Source organism: Streptomyces sp. SL06, assembly GCF_058244745.1.
Map to the genome: position 1 here is coordinate 3,831,207 of NZ_JBSYOT010000002.1, position 19,026 is coordinate 3,850,232.

Genomic DNA, 19,026 nt, shown 5'->3' on the forward strand with positions numbered 1-19,026 from the left:
GGAGTCTGGGGAGGGGTGTCGGATCAGCTGTGCGGGGGCTGCGAAGGATGGTGCAATTGCACATATTAAATTGACTAGTTGTAGGGGAGCGGTAAGTGCCACGGTTTCGAAAACTCATGCTGTGACACCCGTCACATGGCGGGGTGCTTGTTGACCTCGGCATCCGTGCGCTAAAGGGAGCGTGACCGCCAGGAGGTCGGCGTGGCAAGGGTGTTGGGACCCGGCGGGGCTCACACGGTGGAGGCGCTCCCGTCCTCGACGCCCTCTTGACGACCCGTGGGGGGCTGTGGTCCCGGTGAGTCCAGCGCGAGCCGCAACAGCCGGTGGCAGATGGGGCAGTGGCGCGTCAGGTGACCGTAGGACGAGGCGGCCGACAGATGCGCGCGGAGCAGGGCCCGCGTCTCGTGCCTGACCGATGCCGCCATACGCCACCTCCAGGAGCCACACGGCGAACGTGCCCTGCCCTTTGGAGTACCGAGCGAACGCGACGCCGTCAAGGCCGCGAGAGAGCCGCTGAGAGCTTCTGGGGCCGGAGGATGAGCTGGTGACGGGGGAGCACAAAGAGGGGACCCGCACCGGTGGCCGCACAAAGAGGGGACCCGCACCGGCGGGCGCACAAAAGAAGAAGACCCGCACCAACAGGTGCGGGCCTCGTTGCGGTCCTGACGGGATTTGCTGTGTCCGATGGCGGCTTGCGCCGCGGGCGCGGCCTCCGCCTTGGCGAGGTGGCGGGGGTCTTGGGGTCGGGTGACGGGTGCGCCATGAAGAAGACCCGCACCAACAGGTGCGGGCCTCGTTGCGGTCCTGACGGGATTTGAACCCGCGGCCTCCACCTTGACAGGGTGGCGAGCACTCCAAACTGCTCCACAGGACCAGGTTTCGCGGCGCTTCTTCTGCGTTGCGCTGCGAGAAGAGACTGTACAGGAGGGTGAGCCCACGGTCGAACTCACCCTCTGTGCGGCCACCGTGACGGCAATCCGCTACGGCACGAGCGCGTCGATCGCCTTCACGATCCGCTTGTCGGAGACCGGGTACGCCGTGCCCAGCGCGTGCGCGAAGTAGCTGACCCGCAGCTCCTCGATCATCCAGCGCACGTCCAGGACCCGCTGCGGCACCGGCCGGCCGCGCGGCATCTGCTCCAGCAGCCACGCGTACTCGTCCCGCATCTCGTGGACCTTCTCCATGCGGGACGTGTCCCGCTGGACGCCGGTCGGCATCTGCTGGAGGCGCCGGTCCGCGGCGACCAGGTAGCGCATCAGGTCCGGCAGCCGCCCGACCCCCGCCTCGGTCACGAAGCCGGGCTTCACCAGGGCGTCCAGTTGCCCCCGCACGTCCTGGAGGTTCGCAAGGAGCGCGGCACTCCGTACGGCCTTCAGGCGGCGCTCGCAGGCCTGCCAGGCCGCCAGTACCTGCTGCACCTGGCCCACCGTGCGGACCGTCGTGTCCACGATCTCCGCGCGGACCTTGTCGTAGAGCTTGCGGTACGACTCCTCGTCCCACGCCGGTCCGCCGAAGTCGGCGATCAGCCGGTCCGCCGCAGCCGTCGCGCAGTCGTCGAACAGGGCCTGGATCGAACCGTGCGGATTCGCGGACAGACCGAGCTTCTGCTGGTTGGTGAGCTTTTCGGACGCGAACTTCGCCGGGTTGACGGGGATGTTGCGCAGGATCAGCCGGCGCGTGCCCTTCCACATCGCCTGCGCCTGCTCGGCCTCGGTGTCGAAGAGGCGTACGGAGACCGTGTTCGCCGCGGGTCCGTCGTCGACCAGCGCCGGATACGCCTTCACCGGCTGGCCGGCCCGGCGTGTCTCGAAGACCCGGGACAGCGTGCCGATCGTCCAGTCCGTCAGCCCGGTGCGCTCCAGGGACTCGCCGCCACTGCGCTCGGCGGTGGCCGCCGCGGCCTGCGAGAGGGCCTTGCGCGCCTTCGGCCGCAGCCGCAGCTTCAGCGCCTCAAGGTCCTTGTCCTCCGCCAGCTTGCGGCGCCGCTCGTCGACGATCCGGAAAGTGATCTTCAGATGGTCGGGGACCCGGGACCAGTCGAAGTCCTCGGCCTCGAACGGCACCCCCACCATCCGCTTCAGCTCCCGCGCCATGGTGACCGTCAGCGGCTCCTGGAGGGGCACGGCCCGCTCCAGGAACGCCTGCGCGTAGTTCGGCGCGGGCACGTAGTTGCGGCGGATCGGCTTGGGCAGGGAGCGGATCAGCTCCGTGACGACCTGCTCGCGAAGCCCCGGGATCTGCCAGTCGAAGCCCTCGTCGGTGACCTGGTTGAGGACGTGCAGCGGGATGTGGACGGTCACGCCGTCGGCGTCCGCGCCCGGCTCGAACTGGTAGGTGACGCGGAACTTCAGCGGCCCCTGGCGCCAGGAGTCCGGATAGTCGTCCTTGGTGACCGCCCCCGCCTTCTCGTTGATGAGCATCTCGCGCTCGAAGTCGAGGAAGTCGGGCTGCTCGTGCCGCTTGTGCTTCCACCACGAGTCGAAATGCGCCCCCGAGACCACGTGTTCGGGCACCCGCTGGTCGTAGAAGTCGAACAGCGTCTCGTCGTCGACGAGGATGTCCCGGCGCCGCGCCCGGTGCTCCAGCTCCTCGACCTCGGTCAGCAGCCGGCGGTTGTCCGCGAAGAACTTGTGATGCGTGCGCCAGTCGCCCTCGACCAGGGCGTTGCGGATGAACAGCTCGCGGCTGACCTCCGGGTCGATCCGCCCGTAGTTCACCTTGCGCTGGGCCACGATCGGCACGCCGTACAGCGTGACCTTCTCGTACGCCATCACGGCCGCCTGGTCCTTCTCCCAGTGCGGCTCGCTGTAGGTGCGCTTGAGGAGATGCCCGGCGAGCGGCTCCACCCACTCCGGCTCGATCTTCGCGTTGACCCGGGCCCACAGCCGGGAGGTCTCCACCAGCTCCGCCGACATCACGAAGCGCGGCGGCTTCTTGAACAGCGCCGAGCCGGGGAAGACCGCGAACTTGGCGCCGCGCGCGCCCAGATACTCGTTCTTCGCGCCGTCCTTCACGTCCTTCATGCCGACGTGGGAGAGAAGCCCGGCCAGCACCGAGACGTGCACGCGGTCGTCGGGGGCGGTGCTGTTCTCGTCGTTGAGGTCGTTGAGGTCGTTGAGACGGATGCCCATCTGCCTGGCGACCGTACGAAGCTGTGTGTAGATGTCCTGCCACTCGCGGATCCGCAGGAAGTTGAGGTACTCCTGCTTGCACATCCGGCGGAAGGACGACGAGCCGCGTTCGCTCTGCTGCTCGCGCAGGTACCGCCAGAGGTTGAGGAAGGCGAGGAAGTCGCTGCTCTCGTCCTTGAAACGGGCGTGCTGCTGGTCGGCCTGGGCCTGCTTGTCCGCCGGGCGTTCCCGGGGGTCCTGGATGGACAGCGCCGCCGCTATGACCATGACCTCGCGGACACAGCCGTTCTTGTCGGCCTCCAGCACCATCCGGGCCAGCCGCGGGTCGACCGGCAGCTGGGCCAGCTTGCGGCCGGTGTCCGTGAGGCGCTTGCGTACGTCCTTCTGCGCCGGGTCCAGCGCGCCCAACTCCTGGAGGAGCTGCACACCGTCCCGGATGTTGCGGTGGTCCGGCGGATCGATGAAGGGGAACTTCTCGATGTCGCCGAGGCCGGCCGCGGTCATCTGGAGGATGACGGAGGCGAGGTTCGTACGGAGGATCTCCGCGTCCGTGAACTCCGGCCGGGCGAGGAAGTCGTCCTCGCTGTAGAGCCGGATGCAGATGCCGTCGCTGGTCCGTCCGCAGCGGCCCTTGCGCTGGTTGGCGCTGGCCTGCGAGACGGGCTCGATCGGCAGCCGCTGCACCTTGGTGCGGTGGCTGTAGCGGGAGATCCGGGCGAAGCCGGGGTCGATGACGTACTTGATGCCCGGGACGGTGAGGGAGGTCTCGGCGACATTGGTGGCCAGAACGATCCTTCGCCCGGTGTGCTGCTGGAACACCCGGTGCTGCTCGGCGTGGGACAGCCGCGCGTACAGCGGCAGCACCTCGGTGAATCGGTACTTCTTCTTCTCCAGGGCGTCGGCCGTGTCCCGGATCTCCCGTTCGCCGGAGAGGAAGACGAGGATGTCGCCCTTCCCCTCGCCCATCAGCTCCTCGACGGCGTCGGTGATCGCGGTGATCTGGTCCCGGTCGGCGTCGTCGCCGTCCTCCTCCAGGAGGGGCCGGTACCGCACCTCCACCGGATAGGTCCGCCCGCTGACCTCCACGATCGGGGCGTCGCCGAAGTGCCGGGAGAAGCGCTCGGGGTCGATGGTCGCCGAGGTGATGACGACCTTCAGATCCGGCCGCCTGGGCAGCAACTGGGCCAGGTATCCCAGTAGGAAGTCGATGTTGAGGGACCGCTCGTGGGCCTCGTCGATGATGATCGTGTCGTAGGCGCGCAGCTCGCGGTCGGTCTGGATCTCGGCGAGCAGGATGCCGTCCGTCATCAGCTTGATGAAGGTGGCGTCCGGGTTCACCTGGTCGGTGAACCGCACCTTCCAGCCGACGGCCTCACCGAGCGGTGTGTCCAGCTCGTCCGCCACCCGCTCGGCGACGGTGCGCGCGGCGATCCGGCGGGGCTGTGTGTGCCCGATCATGCCGCGCACGCCACGGCCCAGCTCGACGCAGATCTTCGGGATCTGGGTGGTCTTGCCGGACCCGGTCTCACCGGCGACGATGACGACCTGGTGATCGCGGATGGCCTCCGCGATCACGTCCTTCTTCTGGCTGACGGGAAGCTGCTCGGGGTAGCTGACGGCGGGCACGCGGGCCCGGCGTTCACCGATGCGCTGCTCGGCCTTGGCCACCTCCGCCTCGATCTCGGCGAGGACGGCGGAGCGGGCCTCCGGTTTACGGATCTTCCGCGCACCCTCGAGCCTGCGGCCGAGCCGGTGCGTGTCGCGCAGTGACAGCTCGGTCAGGCGGGGGGCGAGGGCGCCGAGGGCGGGGGCGGGGTGCGTAGACATACGGAGTCCAGGATCTCATCCCCGGGAATTTCCTGGCGAACGATTTCCTCCCGGCCGCGGGGAATGCGGGGCCGGGGCCGGGGTCGGGGCCGAACCGGCGCGGCTGTCGTACTCCGTGCGGGCCCGGTCGATGAGCGCCAGGTGCTCGGCAGTCCACTCCAGGAGGGGCAGGGTGGCTGAGCAGAGCGTGCTGCCCATCGGGGTGAGCGCGTAGCTGACATGGGGCGGCATGACGTTGTGGATGGTGCGGGTCAGGATGCCGTCCCGTTCCAGATTGCGCAGAGTGACGGTGAGCATGCGCTGACTGATCCCGTCGACGGTGCGCTTGAGTTCGGAGAAGCGCAGCGGCCCTTCCTTGAGGTTGCACACGACCAGAAGCGACCACTTGTCCCCGACCATGCCGAGGACCGCGCGGAACCGACCCGCGTCCTGCCGTACCGGCTCCGGCTCGCTGTCCGTCGCGGTCATCGTTACCTCCAGGGAACCATGGCACCGAAATGTGCCTTATTGCCCGCGCCGTCTCGGGCGCACCAGGATGACGGTGGTTCCCGAAGGGAACCGAGATGCGAAGGGTAGCCGCGGCCTGTTCCACGCATCTCGACGCCTCGACACCCCGAGAAGAGACCGTTCCTGTCATGTCAATATTTCTGCTGGTCCACGGTGCTTGGCACAGTGGACGGGCCTGGGAGCGTGTGACCGCGCTGCTGGAGTCGGCCGGACACCGTGTGCTCGCCCCGTCGCTGACCGGCTACGGCGACAAGGCGCATCTGCTCAGCCCCGAAGTGGGGCTCGACACACACGTCGACGACATTGTCCGGCTGATCGACGAGGCGGACCTGACCGACGTGGTGCTCGTGGGACACAGCTACGCGGGGGCGGTCATCTCGTCCGCGGCCAACCAGGTGCCCGACCGGATCGCGCACCTGGTGTACGTCGACTCGATGGTCCCGAAGGACGGCGAGGCCCCCGTCGAGGCCCTGCCCGAACTCCAGGTCCTGATCGACCTGGCCGCGCGGTCCGCGAGCCCGTGGCTCATCGCGCCGCCCCCGGAACAGCCGCCTCCGGTCGGCCTGTTCGGAGTCACCGACCCGGCCGACATCGCGTGGCTGCGCACGGTGGTCTCGGACCACCCGGTGCGCTGCCTGCGGCAACCGGTCCGGCTGGACAACCCGGCCACGCACGCGATCCCGCGCACCCACATCCGCTGTGACGGCGCGAACGGGGAAGGCTTCACCCTGCCGCCCGTCCCCGCGGTGCAGCCCAACGGCTCTCCGGCGCGGGTGTGGCGACTGCCGACCGGCCACGACTGCATGATCACCATGCCCGGCCGGCTCACCGAGTTGCTCCTGGAAGCCGCCGCAGGTCCCTGACGCTCGCGGACGGCTTCCCGCGCGACACGGCGGGAGCGAAGCCGCCCTGCGGCACACACGGCATACAGAAAGGCCCCGATCCGGGGATCGGGGCCTTGGCTGTGGCTGGGGCCGGGATCGAACCGGCGACCTATCGCTTTTCAGGCGATCGCTCGTACCAACTGAGCTACCCAGCCACGCAGCCTCGCGGCTGCAGCGGTCCTGACGGGATTTGAACCCGCGGCCTCCACCTTGACAGGGTGGCGAGCACTCCAAACTGCTCCACAGGACCATGAGCATCGCGTGCCCGGATGAGGGGCTGCGACCCTGGCGTTGAATTCGGGCGCTGGCGCCTGAACGCACGCATGACTATACCCGACGGTGAGCAAGGGTCCGAACCGGTTGTTGACCCGCCACCCGCCCTCGGCGCGGCCGGGCGCGAAGGCGTACCTCATGCGTGCGCCGGGGAATCCCTCCGCCGTGGAGTCACCGCCTCACCGCACGGGAAACGTCACCCCGGTGAGTTCCTCGGAGACGGTCCACAGGCGCTGCTGGGTGGCCCGGTCGTGGGAGTCGCGGCTGGAGGTGACCGGTTTCGGGTAGCCGCGGATTTCCCCCAGCCCGTCGGGGCCGTAGTACTGCCCGCCGGTGACGGCCGGGTCGGTGGCGGCACGCAGCGTGGGCAGGGCGCCCATCTCGGCCTTCTGGGTGAGCAGCGGCGCGATCCAGGTGATGGGCACGCGGAGTGCGGCGGGTGTGTTGCGGATGAGTTCGGTGTTGGACGCGCCGGGGTGCGCGGCCACCGCGACCGTGGTGCCGAGCGGCGCGAGCCGGCGCTGCAGCTCGTACGTGAACATCAGGTTGGCGAGTTTGGCCTGGCCGTAGGCGGCGATCCGGCTGTACGAGCGCTCCCATTGCAGGTCGTCGAAGTGGATGGCGGCCCGGATGCGGTGACCGGTGCTGCTGACCGTCACGACGCGGGAGCCGGGGACGGGCAGGAGCCGGTCGAGGAGCAGGCCGGTGAGGGCGAAGTGGCCGAGGTGGTTGGTGCCGAACTGCAGCTCGAAGCCGTCGGCGGTGGTCTGCCGCGGGGTGTACATCACGCCCGCGTTGTTGATCAGAAGGTCGATGCGCGGGTGGGCCGCCCGCAGGTCGGCCGCCGCTGACCGGATCGAGTCCAGGGAGGCCAGGTCGAGGGCCTGGACGGTGGCGTCGCCGGAGATGCGGGCGGCCGCCCGCTCGCCCTTCTCGGCGTCGCGGATCGCCAGGACCACCGTCGCCCCGCTCGCCGCGAGCATCCGGGCGGTCTCGAAGCCCAGTCCGGTGTTGGCGCCGGTCACGATCGCCACCCGGCCGTGCTGATCGGGGATGTGCTGCTCGGTCCACTTGCCGCCCATGACGCACTCCTAAGAAACCGCCGGTCTGTTATGTGGACCACCGTAAGGGACCGCCGGTCTTTTAACAAGGGACCGGTGGTCTTCAAGCTAGGCTGAAGGTGTGACATTTCAGCGGGCGCGAAGCGAGGAGCAGCGGGAGATACGCCGGCGGGCGATCCTGGACACGGCGGCGGCGATGCTCGACGAGATGCCGGTGGCCGACCTGAGCCTCAATGAACTCAGCCGGCGGGTGGGCCTGGCCAAGTCGAACGTCCTGCGGTACTTCGAGTCACGCGAGGCGGTACTGCTCGAACTGCTGGACGACTTCCTGGGGAGCTGGCTCGCCGAGCTGGAGGACGAGCTGGCCGCGGGCATCGAGGCGCACGCGGCACCGGAGGCGCGGGCGGGCCGGCTGGCCGAGATCCTCAGCCGGTCACTGGCGGGCCGGGTGGTGCTGTGCGACCTCCTCGGCGCGCAGGGCGGCGTCCTTGAGCACAATGTCTCGGTCGAGGCGGTCAAGCGGCACAAGCGGTCCTCCCACAAGAGGATCGCGGACATGTCCGAGCTGATGCGGCGCCATGTGCCCGAACTCGGCGAAGACGCGCAGTTGTTCTGCCTGATGGGCCTGGTCTCGGCGGGCGCTCTGGCGGCGTACGTCCCGCCACCGCCCAGCGTCCTCGCCGCCTACACGGAGGAACCCGCCCTCGGCATGCTCCACATGGAGCTGCGCGAAGCACTGCGGCTCTCCTTCACCTCGACACTCCTGGGCGTGCTGCCGCGCGGCTGAGCCTGCCCGGGGCCCCGTCCAGGTGTACTGCGCGATGCCGTCGACTGCCTGACCGGCGGAATCCGTTCGTCATCGGTCAGTCACGACCGCTGAACGCCAGCCGGATCCCCAGGCCGATCATCACGATGCCCGACCCCCCGCCGATCCATGACAGCCGACGAGGAGATCGGGCAAGCCATTTGCGGGCGGTGCCGGCGAGGATGCCCCAGGTGGCGTCGGAAATCAGCGCGATCAGCACGCAGATCAGCCCCAGCAACAACAACTGCAAGTGAGCGCTTCCCCCGGAGGTGTCGACGAACTGCGGCAGCACCGCACCGAAGATCAGCAGCCCCTTGGGGTTGCTCACCCCGACGACGAAACCCTCCCGGAACACCCGCCCCGGCCGCCCCACGTCCGCCCCGCCCTGCTTCTCCGCCACGATCAACAGCTTGCGGTGCCGCCATGCCTGGACACCGAGATAGACGAGATAAAGAGCACCGGCGAACTTGAGAATCGAGAACACCAGATAGGAGCGGGCAAGCACCTCACCCAACCCGAACGCGACCAGCACCACCTGGACAAGCAGCCCCGCCTCGTTCCCCACCGCCGTCGACACGGCGGCCCGCCGCCCCAGAGATACCCCTCGGCTCACGACGAAAAGAACACTCGGCCCCGGCACGGCGATCAGCACGGTCACCATGGTCAGGAAGACGGCCAGACGCTCGAATCCAATCACCGCAGCAGAGTACCCGTCGCAACTCCACCCCCCGGCGTTTCGCCGAACTCGGCAAAACGGGGCTTGGCTTGTTTCCATTTCTTCCGGCTTCTTTGCGGCGCCAGAAGATCGTGGTCGCGGAGCGTCGCGGACTCAGGTCCGGCGGAGCTGGACACCGCAGTTCTTTGCCTGCGGCGCGGAGCGTCGGGAAGGCTGGTCCCGCCGGGTGGTGCTCACACCGGCCGGTTCTGCTGTTCGATGTACTGCCTGACGACGGAGAGGGGGGCGCCGCCGACGGTTCCGGCGAAGTAGGACCCGGACCAGAGCTTGTTGGCCCGCCAGTAGTGGCGCACCAGGTCGGGGAACTCCTGGCGCAGGCGGCGGGAGGAGACACCCTTGAGGGAGTTGACCAGCTTGGTCACGGCGACCTTGGGCGGGAAGTTCACCAGCAGGTGGACGTGGTTGTCCTCACCGTTGAACTCCACCAGGTCGCACTCGAAGTCTGTACACACCGACTGCATGATCTCCTCCATCCGCCTCAAGTGGGCATCGGTGAACACCTTGTGCCGGAACTTGGTCACGAAGACCAAGTGCACATGCATCACGAAGGCACAGTGACGCCCAGTTCTGATCTCCTGCATCTCACCCATAACCCAAGTAGGTAGGGTGACGGTCGTGCAGCTCCGGTACAGCTTCCGCATGTACCCGGACACCGGCCAGCAGACCGCGTTGGCGAAGGCGTTCGGGTGCGCCCGTGTCGTGTTCAACGACGTGGTCCGCGCCCGTGAAGACGCCCGTAAGGCCGAGCAGTCGTTCCCGAAGGCCGGGGAGCTGTCCACGCGCCTGATCACCGAGGCCAAGCGGACAGCACAACGGTCCTGGCTGGGTGAGGTCTCCGTGGTGGTGCTCCAGCAGTCCCTGCGGGACGCCGAGAGGGCGTACCGCAACTTCTTCGCCTCCCTCAAGGGCACCCGCAAGGGCCCCAGGATTGGCCCTCCCCGGCTCAAGTCCCGCAAGGACGCCCGGCAGTCGGTCCGGTTCACCGCCAACGCCCGCTGGAACATCACCGGCAGCGGCCGCCTGAACCTGCCGAAGATCGGCGCGGTGAAGGTGAAGTGGTCCCGCACGCTGCCCACTACCCCCGCCTCCGTCACCGTCATCAAGGACGCGGCCGGCAGGTACTTCGCTTCCTTCGTCATCGACACCGACCCCGCCGCCGACGCGACACGGATGCCCGAAACCGACCGCACCATCGGCATCGATCTCGGCCTTGCCCACTTCGCCGTCCTCTCCGACGGCACGAAGATCGGCTCCCCGCGCTTCCTGCGCCGCGCGGAGAAGAAGCTGAAGAAGGCCCAGCAGGAGCTGTCCCGCAAGCAGAAGGGAAGCAAGAACCGCGCCAAGGCCCGCCTCAAGGTCGCCCGCGCCCACGCCAAGGTCACCGACGCACGCCACGAGTTCCACCACCAGCTCTCCACGAAGCTGATCTCCGAGAACCAAGGGATCGCCGTGGAGGACCTGTCGGTGGCGGGACTGGCCCGCACAAAGCTGGCCAAGTCCGTGCACGACGCCGGATGGTCATCGTTCATCAGCATGCTCGAGTACAAGGCGGCGAGATACGGCCGCGCCCTGGTAAAGATCGGCCGGTTCGAGCCGACCTCCCAGACCTGCTCCACCTGCGGCGTCAAGGACGGCCCCAAACCCCTGAGCGTCCGGGAGTGGACCTGTGCCGCCTGCGGCACCGTCCACGACCGGGACACCAACGCCGCGATCAACGTGAAGACGGCCGCCGGACTGGCGGTATCGGCCTGCGGAGCGCCGGTAAGACCAGGAGCAATCCCGGCACAGCGCGAAGAAACAGGAAGCCACGGATTCCCGACCGAACCCCGTGCCGCGTAGCGGCACAGCAACGATCGAGAAGGCCAGAATCCTCGGGCTTCAGCCCGAGGAGCAAGTCAAGGACAGCGATATGGCCGCACTCCGGCCCCGGACCCCGAGCGTGTGGTCATCCGGATCTCGGTTGACCGTCGGACCCAATGGCGAGGCCGGGGCCAGGACGCTCTGTGTCTTCGGCCCCGGCCTCGCGGGGGCCGGCTACTGGTCGAGGTCGGACATGTCCAGCACGAACCGGTAGTGGACGTCTCCGTCGGCGAGGCGGTCCAGTGCGGTTTCGATCTTGCTGGAGGGAAGGGTCTCAACGTCGGCCGTGATGCCGTGCGCAGCGCAGAATTCGAGCACTTCCGCGGTTTGCCGCAGTCCTCCCGTGCCGGAGGAGGTGAGCTTCTTGCGGCCGGCTCCCAGTTCCCAGAGCTTTGGCCCGGCCAGCATGGGGTTTCCGAGCACGCACAGGGTCCCGTCGAGGTCCAGCATGCCGATGAGCGGCGTGAGGTCGTGATCGGCCGAGATGGTGTCGAGGATGAAGTCGAAGCTGCCTCGCGCGGCGGCGACTTGAGCCTCGTCGGTCGTCACGAGCAGTCCGGCCGCCCCAAGGGCCCGCGCATCCCGCGTTTTGGCCGTGCTGCGGCTGAGGACGGTGACCTCGGCTCCGAGCGCAGCGGCGAGTTTGACGGCGAGGTGGCCGAGCCCGCCGAGGCCGGCGACGGCCACCCGGCTGCCGGGGCCGACGCCGGCGGCCCGCAGAGGCTCCCAGACGCTGACACCGGCGCACATGAGCGGTGCTGCGGCGGCCGCGTCGAGTCCGTCGGGCAGGTGGAACGCGAACTTCTCGCGTAGGACGTACTCGCGGCTGTAGGCGCCCTTGGTCTGGGTGCCGTCTATCCGGTCAGTACCGCCATAGGTGGTGGTCGGGCGGTTGTAGCAGTAGTTCTCCTGCCCCGCCAGGCACATGGCGCACTCGCCGCACGAGTCGATGATCGTGCCGATGGCGACGCGCTCACCCACGGCGAAGCCGGTGACCTCCTGGCCGGTGGCGACGACGACGCCGGTCGCCTCGTGACCGGGGACGAGGTCCCTCTCGCCGAGCATTCCGTGGATGCGGTGCAGGTCGCTGTGGCAGACACCGCAGTAGTCGATCCGCACGGCGATGTCATCGGGACGCAGCTCACGCCGCTCGATGGTGACGCGCGTCAGTGCGTTGCTGCTGGGGTCAAGGCTCTGCCAGCCGGTCGTGGTCCTCATGGGCAGGTCCTCCTCATCAAAGCGGAATCTATATTCACTTTAACACGTTGCGGAATGTGGGTTCCGCTTTGAGTACACTGGCGCTGATGAGCCCACGAACCAGCCCTTCCGCATCCCGTCGTGCCCCGCGCCGCGACGCACTGCGCAACGACGCGATCGTCATCAGCGCCGCACGCGCGGTCTTCGCCGAGCAAGGACCGCAGGCCAGCATGGAAGCCGTTGCCTCCCGTGCCGGCCTCGGTGTCGGAACGATCTACCGGCGGTTCGCCGGCAAGGACGCCCTCCTCGACGCCATCGCCCAGCTCTTCGTCGAGGAGCTGGACCAAGCCGCCGCAGCCGCTCTCACAAATCCCGACCCCGCCGCCGGGCTTGAGGGATTTCTCGATTTCGTGGGGGTCTTCAACGCGGAGAAGCGCCGGTACGCCGCCGCCTTGACCGACCGGATCTCCAGCGACGACAGCGTGAGCGCGCAAACCGCGGACCGAGTCCGCCGGCTCACACAGAAGGCGGTCGACTCGGGGTACCTCGCGCAGGATGTGACAGCAGGCGACATCAAGGCGCTCATCGTCGCGATGCGAGAAGTGGCCGCCGCCTCACCCGAAGGCGACGACGCACCGTGGCGCCGCTTCCTCCGCATCCATCTCACCGGGCTTCGCGCCGCTTGATGGTGCCGCCGGGCCTTGAGGAAACCGGACCTCGATCAGCAAGAGCCCGGCCGGCGCCTGAGCCGGAGGGTGACTGTGCCCGACGGAGAGCGACGGGCTGAAATGAGTATTCCGGCCGCCTCGATGGTGTCGCACCGCTCGCCGTACGCGGGTAGCGGTGCGTTCGGGTTCATGGCCCGGTCGACCGAGGCAACGACTTCGTCGTCCAGGGCGTCGGGCAGGTGGCCATATCGGTCGACGGTCGCAGTGACGGACTCGTGTCCGGGGCGGCCCTGAACGGCTGGGAGCGGATCCCCTTGGCTCGCCCACGGAGCATCTGGTCCAGGTTGCTGGTGATCACGAGCGTCCGGCGGGCCTTCTTGGTCTTGGGGGCGCCGAGATGGCCCGCGCAAGGATTCTTTGCCCGCGGGGGTGGGTTCCGCTCCACCGCACTCCGGCAGATGCGGCGCCGGCCGCCCCGCCTCCAAGTCGTTGACCCAGGCGCGTATGAGGTCTGGGACGTTATGGACACAAAGAATCCCCCCGACCGGCGTTTCCGCTGGTCAGGGGGACTGTAAGCACTGTGCCCCCAACGGGATTCGAACCCGTGCTACCGCCTTGAAAGGGCGGCGTCCTAGGCCGCTAGACGATGAGGGCTATCGGCCCGCCTGGGCGCTTCTCAGCGCGTCGGGGACGTGAGAAGCATATGGGATGGCGGGAGGTAACGCCAAAACGGTTTACGGAGCGCTGGGCGACGGACCGGTCGGGGTGGGTGTGGAGCCCGACGGGGAGGGGCCCGTGCCGCCGGCGGACGGGGTGGGCTCCTCCCCGGAGGGGGATCCACCGGTCGGGGACGGGGTCGCGCCCGGCTGGTTCTCCTTGGGCAGGTGGCGGCTGACCTCGGCCGTCGTCAGGCCCAGGCCGCCCAGCTTGATCTGGTCCCAGGCCTGGAGGTGCCGGGTGTCCCGGTCGAAGTAGAGGATGGACGCCTGGATGGGGTCGGGGTACTTGCCCTCGACCGCGCGCAGGCCGCTGCCGCCGGTGGAGCCCTCGATGCGCAGCCGGGTGCCGTACTTCATGACCTCCATGCCCTCGTGGTGGAGGTGACCGGCGAGCACGAGCGGCACGTCGCCGTCGACCTCGCGGGCGGCCGACGGCTCGTGGGCGATGGCGACGTCCACGGGGGTGCCGGCCGCGCGCTGGTCGCGCAGGGCGGAGGCGAGGCGGGCGCCCGCCAGTTCCTGGGAGGCCTCGGCGCCGTCCTCCTTGGAGCGGTCGGGGGTGTACTGCGGGTCGCCGATGCCGGCGAAGCGCAGGCCCGCGACGGTCCGGGCCCGGCCGTCGTCCAGGACGTGCACGTTCTTCAGGCCCTTCAGATACTCCTGGGTGACGAGCGAGTCGTGGTTGCCGCGGACCCAGACGTAGGGGGCGCCGAGGTTCTCGATGGGGTCCAGGAAGCCGTTCTCCGCGGCCGTGCCGTGGTCCATCGTGTCGCCGGAGTCGACGATCACGTTCACCTTGTACTGCCGCACCAGCGAGGCGATGATCTTCCAGCTCGCCGGGTTCAGATGGATGTCCGACACGTGCAGGACGCGGATCGTGGACGGGTCCGGCTGGTAGGCGGGGAGCGTGGAGGTGACGTCGTAGAGCTTGGTCACGTTCGTCACCAGGAGGGCCAGCTCCTTCTGGTAAACGTCGAACTCGGTCACGATGCTGCGCGCGTTGCCGACGAGGGAGGGCGCCGAGGAGAGCAGACCGGAGAACTTCGGTTCCAGGACGGAGTCGGGGTTCCAGGTCGCGTAGGCGGTGCCGCCGGAGGCGACCAGGAGGGTGAGGGCCAGGCCGCCGGCGGCGAGGGCGCGCCGGGGACGGCGGTAGACGACGAGGCCGAGAGCGGTGGCGCCGGTGACGACGGCGACGCAGGAGCGGACCGCGAGGTCGAGGGTGCCGTGTCCCACATCCTGGGCGACCTCGTCCTGAAGGCCGGAGAGGCGCTCGGGGTGGTCGACGAGGGCCTGGGCGCGGTCGGGGTCGAGCTGGTCGACGTTGACGTCGAGGCGGACCGGGGCGACATGGCTGTCGAGCTGGAGGGCGCCCAGCGGCGAGACGTTGATCTTCGTGCCGCCGGTGAGGGACGGGCGCAGGGTCATGGTGGTGTTCATGGGCCCGACCGGGACGCGTACGTTGCCCACGACCAGCAGCCCGAGCCAGGCCCCGAGCAGCACGACGGCGACGAGGCCGACGGCGCGGGTCCAGGGGCGCGACCGGCCGGCGAGTTCGGGCGTCGGGGACGGTCGGCGGGCGCGGAGCCGGCGGATGAGGGTGCGGGGCGCGTTGCGGATGGGGTTCATCACCTCGGGCAGGACGTGCGGGGCTGCGGCGGGGACGCGGGCCCTTGATCCCGTATGCCCAGGGCCCGGGGCGGATATGCGGGTCGTACTCCACGGTCGTACCCGACAATGGTCCTGTGCTGGAGATGACGCGCGAGGAGTTCGAGGAACTGGTCGCCGAGGCCCTGGACCGGATCCCGCCGGAGCTGACGCGGCTGATGGACAATGTCGCGGTGTTCGTCGAGGACGAACCGCCGGCGGAGGATCCCGAGCTGCTCGGGTTGTACGAGGGTACGCCCCTGACCGAACGGGGGGAGTGGTACGCGGGGGTGCTGCCGGACCGGATCACCATCTACCGGGGGCCGACGCTGCGGTTCTGCGCGACGCGTGAGGATGTCGTCGCGGAGACCGAGGTGACGGTGGTGCACGAGATCGCGCACCACTTCGGGATCGACGACGCGCGGTTGCACGCCCTCGGGTACGGCTGAGGCGCTCGGGTCAAGGTCGGGCCGCGGGACGCGTGTCCTCTTGTGGGTGACGGGAGTTGGGCACGTCGACTCCTTGAACCCCGGAGGTGGCCGCCCGTGCGCCCCTTGTACCTGCCCGTCCGTCTGGCCGCCGCGGCCGTGGCCGTCGCCGCTGCCGCCGGCTGCATGAGCGTCGGCGACGACGAGTCCGGAGGAGACGCCGAGCCGTCGCACTCCGCCGGGGAGCGGGGCGGTGAGGCGTCCGTCGGCGGCCCCGCGGTCTCGGGCGGCAACACCGGGTACGGCGCGGCGGCGGCCGACGAGGGGCGCGGCGAGGGGAAGAAGGGCGAGGGGGACGGCAAGGGCAAGGGCGAGGACGGGAAGCGCAAGGGCGCGTCCCGCTCGGCCTCGCCGTCCGCGCGCGGGACGGACGCCCCGCCGGCGAAGGGCGGGGACGCCGGTCCCGAGCCCACCCGGACGCAGCCGGCGCAGCCCACGCGTACGGCCGAACCGGAGCCGACGCCGACCGAGGAGCCGCCGGACTCCCCGGCGCCGGAGCCGACGGTGGCGGAGCCCTCCTCGTCGGCGCACGAGCCGCCGGGGACGCAGTTGGCGCAGCGGGAGCCGGCACCGGCGGCCGGGGCGCCGGCGTAGGGCGGGGAGGGCTGTGGGGGCCGGGCGGCGGGCCGCTGAGCTGGGCAGGTGTCCTCGGTTTGCCATCGGGGGTGGGGGGTGCGTATGGTGGTAGATCGTTTGATCCCATTTGCCCGGCGCCACCGCAGAGCGCGCCGTGTGGCGCGTACTCTCCTTTGCTGCCGTGGTTGACCGCATTGAGGCGGTCGTATTGCGAATCGCGATTCACGGAGTTGACGGGCGCGTGCCGACGAGAGACTCCGGAAGGTTTCGCATTCGCATGTCCATCATCAGTACTGATCACGTCGTCGTGCCCGAGAGCGCCGAGGGCGTGTCCGAGGCCCCCGAGGCCCCCGAGACATTGGAGGCCCCGGCGGCCCCCGAGGCCACCTTCGCCGACCTCGGGCTGCCCGAGGGCATCGTGCGCAAGCTCGCGCAGAACGGCGTGACCACCCCCTTCCCCATCCAGGCCGCGACCATTCCGGACGCGCTTGAGGGCAAGGACATCCTCGGCCGGGGCCGCACCGGCTCCGGCAAGACCCTCTCCTTCGGTCTGCCGGCCCTGGCCACGCTGGCCGGCGGGCGCACCGAGAAGCACAAGCCGCGCGCCGTCATCCTCACCCCGACCCGCGAGCTGGCCATGCAGGTGGCCGACGCGCTCCAGCCCTACGGCGACGTGGTCGGGCTGCGGATGAAGGTCGTCTGCGGCGGTACCTCCATGGGCAACCAGATCTACGCCCTGGAGAGGGGCGTCGACATCCTGGTCGCCACCCCGGGCCGGCTGCGCGACATCATCAACCGCGGCGCCTGCTCCCTGGAGAACGTGGAGATCGCGGTCCTCGACGAGGCCGACCAGATGTCCGACCTGGGCTTCCTGCCCGAGGTCACCGAACTGCTCGACCAGGTGCCGGCGGGCGGTCAGCGGATGCTGTTCTCCGCCACCATGGAGAACGAGATCAAGACCCTCGTCGACCGGTACCTGAAGGACCCGGCCCTCCACGAGGTCGACGCCGCCCAGGGCGCCGTGACGACCATGTCGCACCACATCCTGGTCGTGAAGCCCAAGGACAAGGCGCCGGTCACCGCGGCGATCGCGTCCCGCAAGGGCCGCACCATCATCTTCGTCCGCACCCAGCTGGGCGCCGACCGCGTCGCCGACCAGCTGCGCGAGTCCGGCGTGAAGTCGGACGCGCTGCACGGCGGCATGACCCAGGGCGCGCGCACGCGCACGCTGGCCGACTTCAAGGACGGGTACGTCAACGTCCTGGTCGCCACCAACGTCGCCGCCCGCGGTATCCACGTCGACGGCATCGACCTGGTCCTGAACGTGGACCCGGCCGGTGACCACAAGGACTACCTGCACCGCGCGGGCCGCACCGCCCGTGCCGGCCGCACCGGCACCGTCGTCTCCCTGTCGCTGCCGCACCAGCGCCGCCAGATCTTCCGGCTGATGGAGGACGCGGGCGTCGACGCCACGCGCCACATCATCCAGGGCGGCGCGGCCTTCGAGCCGGAGGTCGCCGAGATCACCGGCGCCCGGTCGATGACCGAGGTGCAGGCCGAGTCCGCGGGCAACGCGGCGCAGCAGGCCGAGCGCGAGGTCGCCCAGCTCACCAAGGAGCTGGAGCGGGCCCAGCGGCGTGCGACCGAGCTGCGCGAGGAGGCGGACCGCCTGGTCGCCAGGGCCGCGCGGGAGCGGGGCGAGGACCCGGAGACGGCGCTGGCCGAGGTGGCCGCGGCGGTGTCCGAGCCCGAGGTCTCGCTGCCCGAGCAGCCGGGCGCGCGGGACGCGGAGAAGACGGAGCGCGGCGGCGGCCGGGACCGGTACGCCGACCGGGACCGTGGTGGGCGTTCGTTCGAGCGCCGCGACGACCGCCGTGACGACCGTGGTGGTGACCGTGGTGGTTTCCGTCGGGACGACCGTGGTGACCGTGGTGGCCGTTCGTTCGACCGTCGCGATGACCGTGGTGGTGAGCGGGGTGGGCGTTCGTTCGAGCGTCGTGACGACCGTGGTGGTGACCGTGGTGGTTTCCGTCGGGACGACCGTGGTGACCGTGGTGGCCGTTCGTTCGACCGTCGCGATGACCGTGGTGGTGAGCGGGGTGGGCGTTCGTTCGAGCGTCGTGACGACCGTGGTGGTGACCGTGGTGGTTTCCGTCGGGACGACCGTGGTGACCGTGGTGGCCGTTCGTACGAGCGCCGTGACGACCGTGGTGGTGAGCGGGGTGGGCGTTCCTTCGAGCGCCGCGACGACCGCGGCGGACACCGGGGCAGCGACCGTCCGTTCAACCGCGACCGCCAGGCCGACCGGCCCGGCAGCGACCGTCCGTTCAACCGCGACCGCCAGGCCGACCGGCCCGGCAGCGACCGTCCGTTCAACCGCGACCGTCAGGCCGACCGGCCCGGCTTCCGCGCCGGCGGCCACGACCGCCCGTACGGCCGCCGTGACGACCACCGAGGTTCCTCCTCCTTCGGCCGCCGTGACGACAAGCCGCGCTGGAAGCGCAACAGCTGACCTCTGAAGGTCCGAACGCGCCGTGGCCTCCGCCCTCTTCGGGCGGAGGCCACGGCGTTTTGCTGCCGGATTTCCGGACGGTTACCGGCCAGGGAGTGACGCATGTCACGCCCGCCCCATGGGAATTGCTGGGGT

The 19,026-nt window shown here is 69.6% G+C and carries 15 protein-coding genes and 4 tRNA genes; 7 read left to right on the top strand and 12 right to left on the bottom strand.

What is annotated here, in order from left to right:
* Positions 1-230 precede the first annotated feature (230 nt).
* The 4 genes from AC4IHM_RS17560 to AC4IHM_RS17575 all read right to left on the bottom strand — a co-directional run bounded on the left by AC4IHM_RS17560 (position 231) and on the right by AC4IHM_RS17575 (position 5,426).
* Positions 231-425, bottom strand: a complete 195-nt coding sequence (locus tag AC4IHM_RS17560; RefSeq protein WP_490867969.1) for a DUF6274 family protein — start codon at positions 423-425, stop codon at positions 231-233.
* Between the two features lie 374 nt (positions 426-799).
* A tRNA-Asp gene (locus AC4IHM_RS17565) sits at positions 800-874 on the bottom strand.
* Positions 875-980: 106 nt separating this feature from the next.
* On the bottom strand, positions 981-4,958 hold the full coding sequence (gene hrpA / locus AC4IHM_RS17570) for an ATP-dependent RNA helicase HrpA (protein ID WP_490867970.1): 3,978 nt from the start codon (positions 4,956-4,958) through the stop codon (positions 981-983).
* Between the two features lie 15 nt (positions 4,959-4,973).
* On the bottom strand, positions 4,974-5,426 hold the full coding sequence (locus tag AC4IHM_RS17575; RefSeq protein WP_490867971.1) for a winged helix-turn-helix transcriptional regulator: 453 nt from the start codon (positions 5,424-5,426) through the stop codon (positions 4,974-4,976).
* A 167-nt stretch (positions 5,427-5,593) separates the two neighbouring features.
* Here AC4IHM_RS17575 and AC4IHM_RS17580 point away from each other — a divergent pair, with 167 nt between their 5' ends.
* On the top strand, positions 5,594-6,328 hold the full coding sequence (locus tag AC4IHM_RS17580; protein WP_490867972.1) for an alpha/beta fold hydrolase: 735 nt from the start codon (positions 5,594-5,596) through the stop codon (positions 6,326-6,328).
* A gap of 102 nt (positions 6,329-6,430) precedes the next feature.
* On the opposite strand, the gene AC4IHM_RS17585 is transcribed toward AC4IHM_RS17580, so the two are convergent.
* The 3 genes from AC4IHM_RS17585 to AC4IHM_RS17595 form a co-directional block, all read right to left on the bottom strand.
* Positions 6,431-6,504, bottom strand: a tRNA-Phe gene (locus AC4IHM_RS17585).
* Between the two features lie 20 nt (positions 6,505-6,524).
* A tRNA-Asp gene (locus tag AC4IHM_RS17590) sits at positions 6,525-6,599 on the bottom strand.
* Between the two features lie 202 nt (positions 6,600-6,801).
* Positions 6,802-7,704, bottom strand: coding sequence for an SDR family NAD(P)-dependent oxidoreductase (locus tag AC4IHM_RS17595; RefSeq protein ID WP_490867973.1), 903 nt, complete (start codon positions 7,702-7,704; stop codon positions 6,802-6,804).
* 100 nt (positions 7,705-7,804) lie between these two features.
* Between AC4IHM_RS17595 and AC4IHM_RS17600 the strand changes: the two genes are divergently transcribed.
* Positions 7,805-8,470, top strand: coding sequence for a TetR/AcrR family transcriptional regulator (locus tag AC4IHM_RS17600; protein WP_490867974.1), 666 nt, complete (start codon positions 7,805-7,807; stop codon positions 8,468-8,470).
* A 76-nt stretch (positions 8,471-8,546) separates the two neighbouring features.
* On the opposite strand, the gene AC4IHM_RS17605 is transcribed toward AC4IHM_RS17600, so the two are convergent.
* Both AC4IHM_RS17605 and tnpA read right to left on the bottom strand, forming a co-directional pair.
* Positions 8,547-9,149, bottom strand: coding sequence for a LysE family translocator (locus tag AC4IHM_RS17605; RefSeq protein ID WP_490870854.1), 603 nt, complete (start codon positions 9,147-9,149; stop codon positions 8,547-8,549).
* 248 nt (positions 9,150-9,397) lie between these two features.
* Positions 9,398-9,814, bottom strand: coding sequence for an IS200/IS605 family transposase (gene tnpA, locus AC4IHM_RS17610; protein ID WP_490867975.1), 417 nt, complete (start codon positions 9,812-9,814; stop codon positions 9,398-9,400).
* A 25-nt stretch (positions 9,815-9,839) separates the two neighbouring features.
* Between tnpA and AC4IHM_RS17615 the strand changes: the two genes are divergently transcribed.
* Entirely contained in the window at positions 9,840-11,063 is a 1,224-nt protein-coding gene (locus AC4IHM_RS17615) for an RNA-guided endonuclease InsQ/TnpB family protein (protein WP_490867976.1), read from the top strand.
* 195 nt (positions 11,064-11,258) lie between these two features.
* Here the strand turns inward: AC4IHM_RS17615 and AC4IHM_RS17620 are convergent, their stop codons facing one another.
* Complete coding sequence (locus AC4IHM_RS17620) at positions 11,259-12,302, bottom strand: NAD(P)-dependent alcohol dehydrogenase (protein ID WP_490867977.1); 1,044 nt, start codon at positions 12,300-12,302, stop codon at positions 11,259-11,261.
* An 86-nt stretch (positions 12,303-12,388) separates the two neighbouring features.
* Between AC4IHM_RS17620 and AC4IHM_RS17625 the strand changes: the two genes are divergently transcribed.
* On the top strand, positions 12,389-12,967 hold the full coding sequence (locus tag AC4IHM_RS17625; RefSeq protein WP_490867978.1) for a TetR/AcrR family transcriptional regulator: 579 nt from the start codon (positions 12,389-12,391) through the stop codon (positions 12,965-12,967).
* Between the two features lie 563 nt (positions 12,968-13,530).
* Here the strand turns inward: AC4IHM_RS17625 and AC4IHM_RS17630 are convergent.
* Together AC4IHM_RS17630 and AC4IHM_RS17635 are read right to left on the bottom strand one after the other, a co-directional pair.
* Positions 13,531-13,603: transfer RNA gene (locus AC4IHM_RS17630), tRNA-Glu, on the bottom strand.
* A gap of 80 nt (positions 13,604-13,683) precedes the next feature.
* Complete coding sequence (locus AC4IHM_RS17635; RefSeq protein ID WP_490867979.1) at positions 13,684-15,297, bottom strand: metallophosphoesterase family protein; 1,614 nt, start codon at positions 15,295-15,297, stop codon at positions 13,684-13,686.
* 116 nt (positions 15,298-15,413) lie between these two features.
* On the opposite strand from AC4IHM_RS17635, the gene AC4IHM_RS17640 reads away from it, so the two are divergent.
* From AC4IHM_RS17640 to AC4IHM_RS17650, 3 genes are all read left to right on the top strand, one after another.
* Positions 15,414-15,764, top strand: a complete 351-nt coding sequence (locus AC4IHM_RS17640; protein WP_490867980.1) for a metallopeptidase family protein — start codon at positions 15,414-15,416, stop codon at positions 15,762-15,764.
* A gap of 96 nt (positions 15,765-15,860) precedes the next feature.
* Positions 15,861-16,397: a hypothetical protein gene (locus AC4IHM_RS17645; RefSeq protein ID WP_490867981.1), complete on the top strand. Its 537-nt coding sequence runs from the start codon at positions 15,861-15,863 to the stop codon at positions 16,395-16,397.
* A 259-nt stretch (positions 16,398-16,656) separates the two neighbouring features.
* The gene (locus AC4IHM_RS17650) at positions 16,657-18,891 is read left to right on the top strand and encodes a DEAD/DEAH box helicase (RefSeq protein WP_490867982.1); all 2,235 of its coding nucleotides are present in this window, start codon (positions 16,657-16,659) and stop codon (positions 18,889-18,891) included.
* The last annotated feature ends 135 nt before the right edge of the window (positions 18,892-19,026 follow it).

Coding starts and splice junctions, on each gene's coding strand:
- AC4IHM_RS17560 (WP_490867969.1), bottom strand. CDS start 425: ATGGCGGCATCGGTCAGGCACGAGACGCGGGCCCTGCTCCGCGCGCAT.
- hrpA (WP_490867970.1), bottom strand. CDS start 4,958: ATGTCTACGCACCCCGCCCCCGCCCTCGGCGCCCTCGCCCCCCGCCTG.
- AC4IHM_RS17575 (WP_490867971.1), bottom strand. CDS start 5,426: ATGACCGCGACGGACAGCGAGCCGGAGCCGGTACGGCAGGACGCGGGT.
- AC4IHM_RS17580 (WP_490867972.1), top strand. CDS start 5,594: ATGTCAATATTTCTGCTGGTCCACGGTGCTTGGCACAGTGGACGGGCC.
- AC4IHM_RS17595 (WP_490867973.1), bottom strand. CDS start 7,704: ATGGGCGGCAAGTGGACCGAGCAGCACATCCCCGATCAGCACGGCCGG.
- AC4IHM_RS17605 (WP_490870854.1), bottom strand. CDS start 9,149: ATGGTGACCGTGCTGATCGCCGTGCCGGGGCCGAGTGTTCTTTTCGTC.
- tnpA (WP_490867975.1), bottom strand. CDS start 9,814: ATGGGTGAGATGCAGGAGATCAGAACTGGGCGTCACTGTGCCTTCGTG.
- AC4IHM_RS17620 (WP_490867977.1), bottom strand. CDS start 12,302: ATGAGGACCACGACCGGCTGGCAGAGCCTTGACCCCAGCAGCAACGCA.
- AC4IHM_RS17625 (WP_490867978.1), top strand. CDS start 12,389: ATGAGCCCACGAACCAGCCCTTCCGCATCCCGTCGTGCCCCGCGCCGC.
- AC4IHM_RS17635 (WP_490867979.1), bottom strand. CDS start 15,297: ATGAACCCCATCCGCAACGCGCCCCGCACCCTCATCCGCCGGCTCCGC.
- AC4IHM_RS17650 (WP_490867982.1), top strand. CDS start 16,657: ATGTCCATCATCAGTACTGATCACGTCGTCGTGCCCGAGAGCGCCGAG.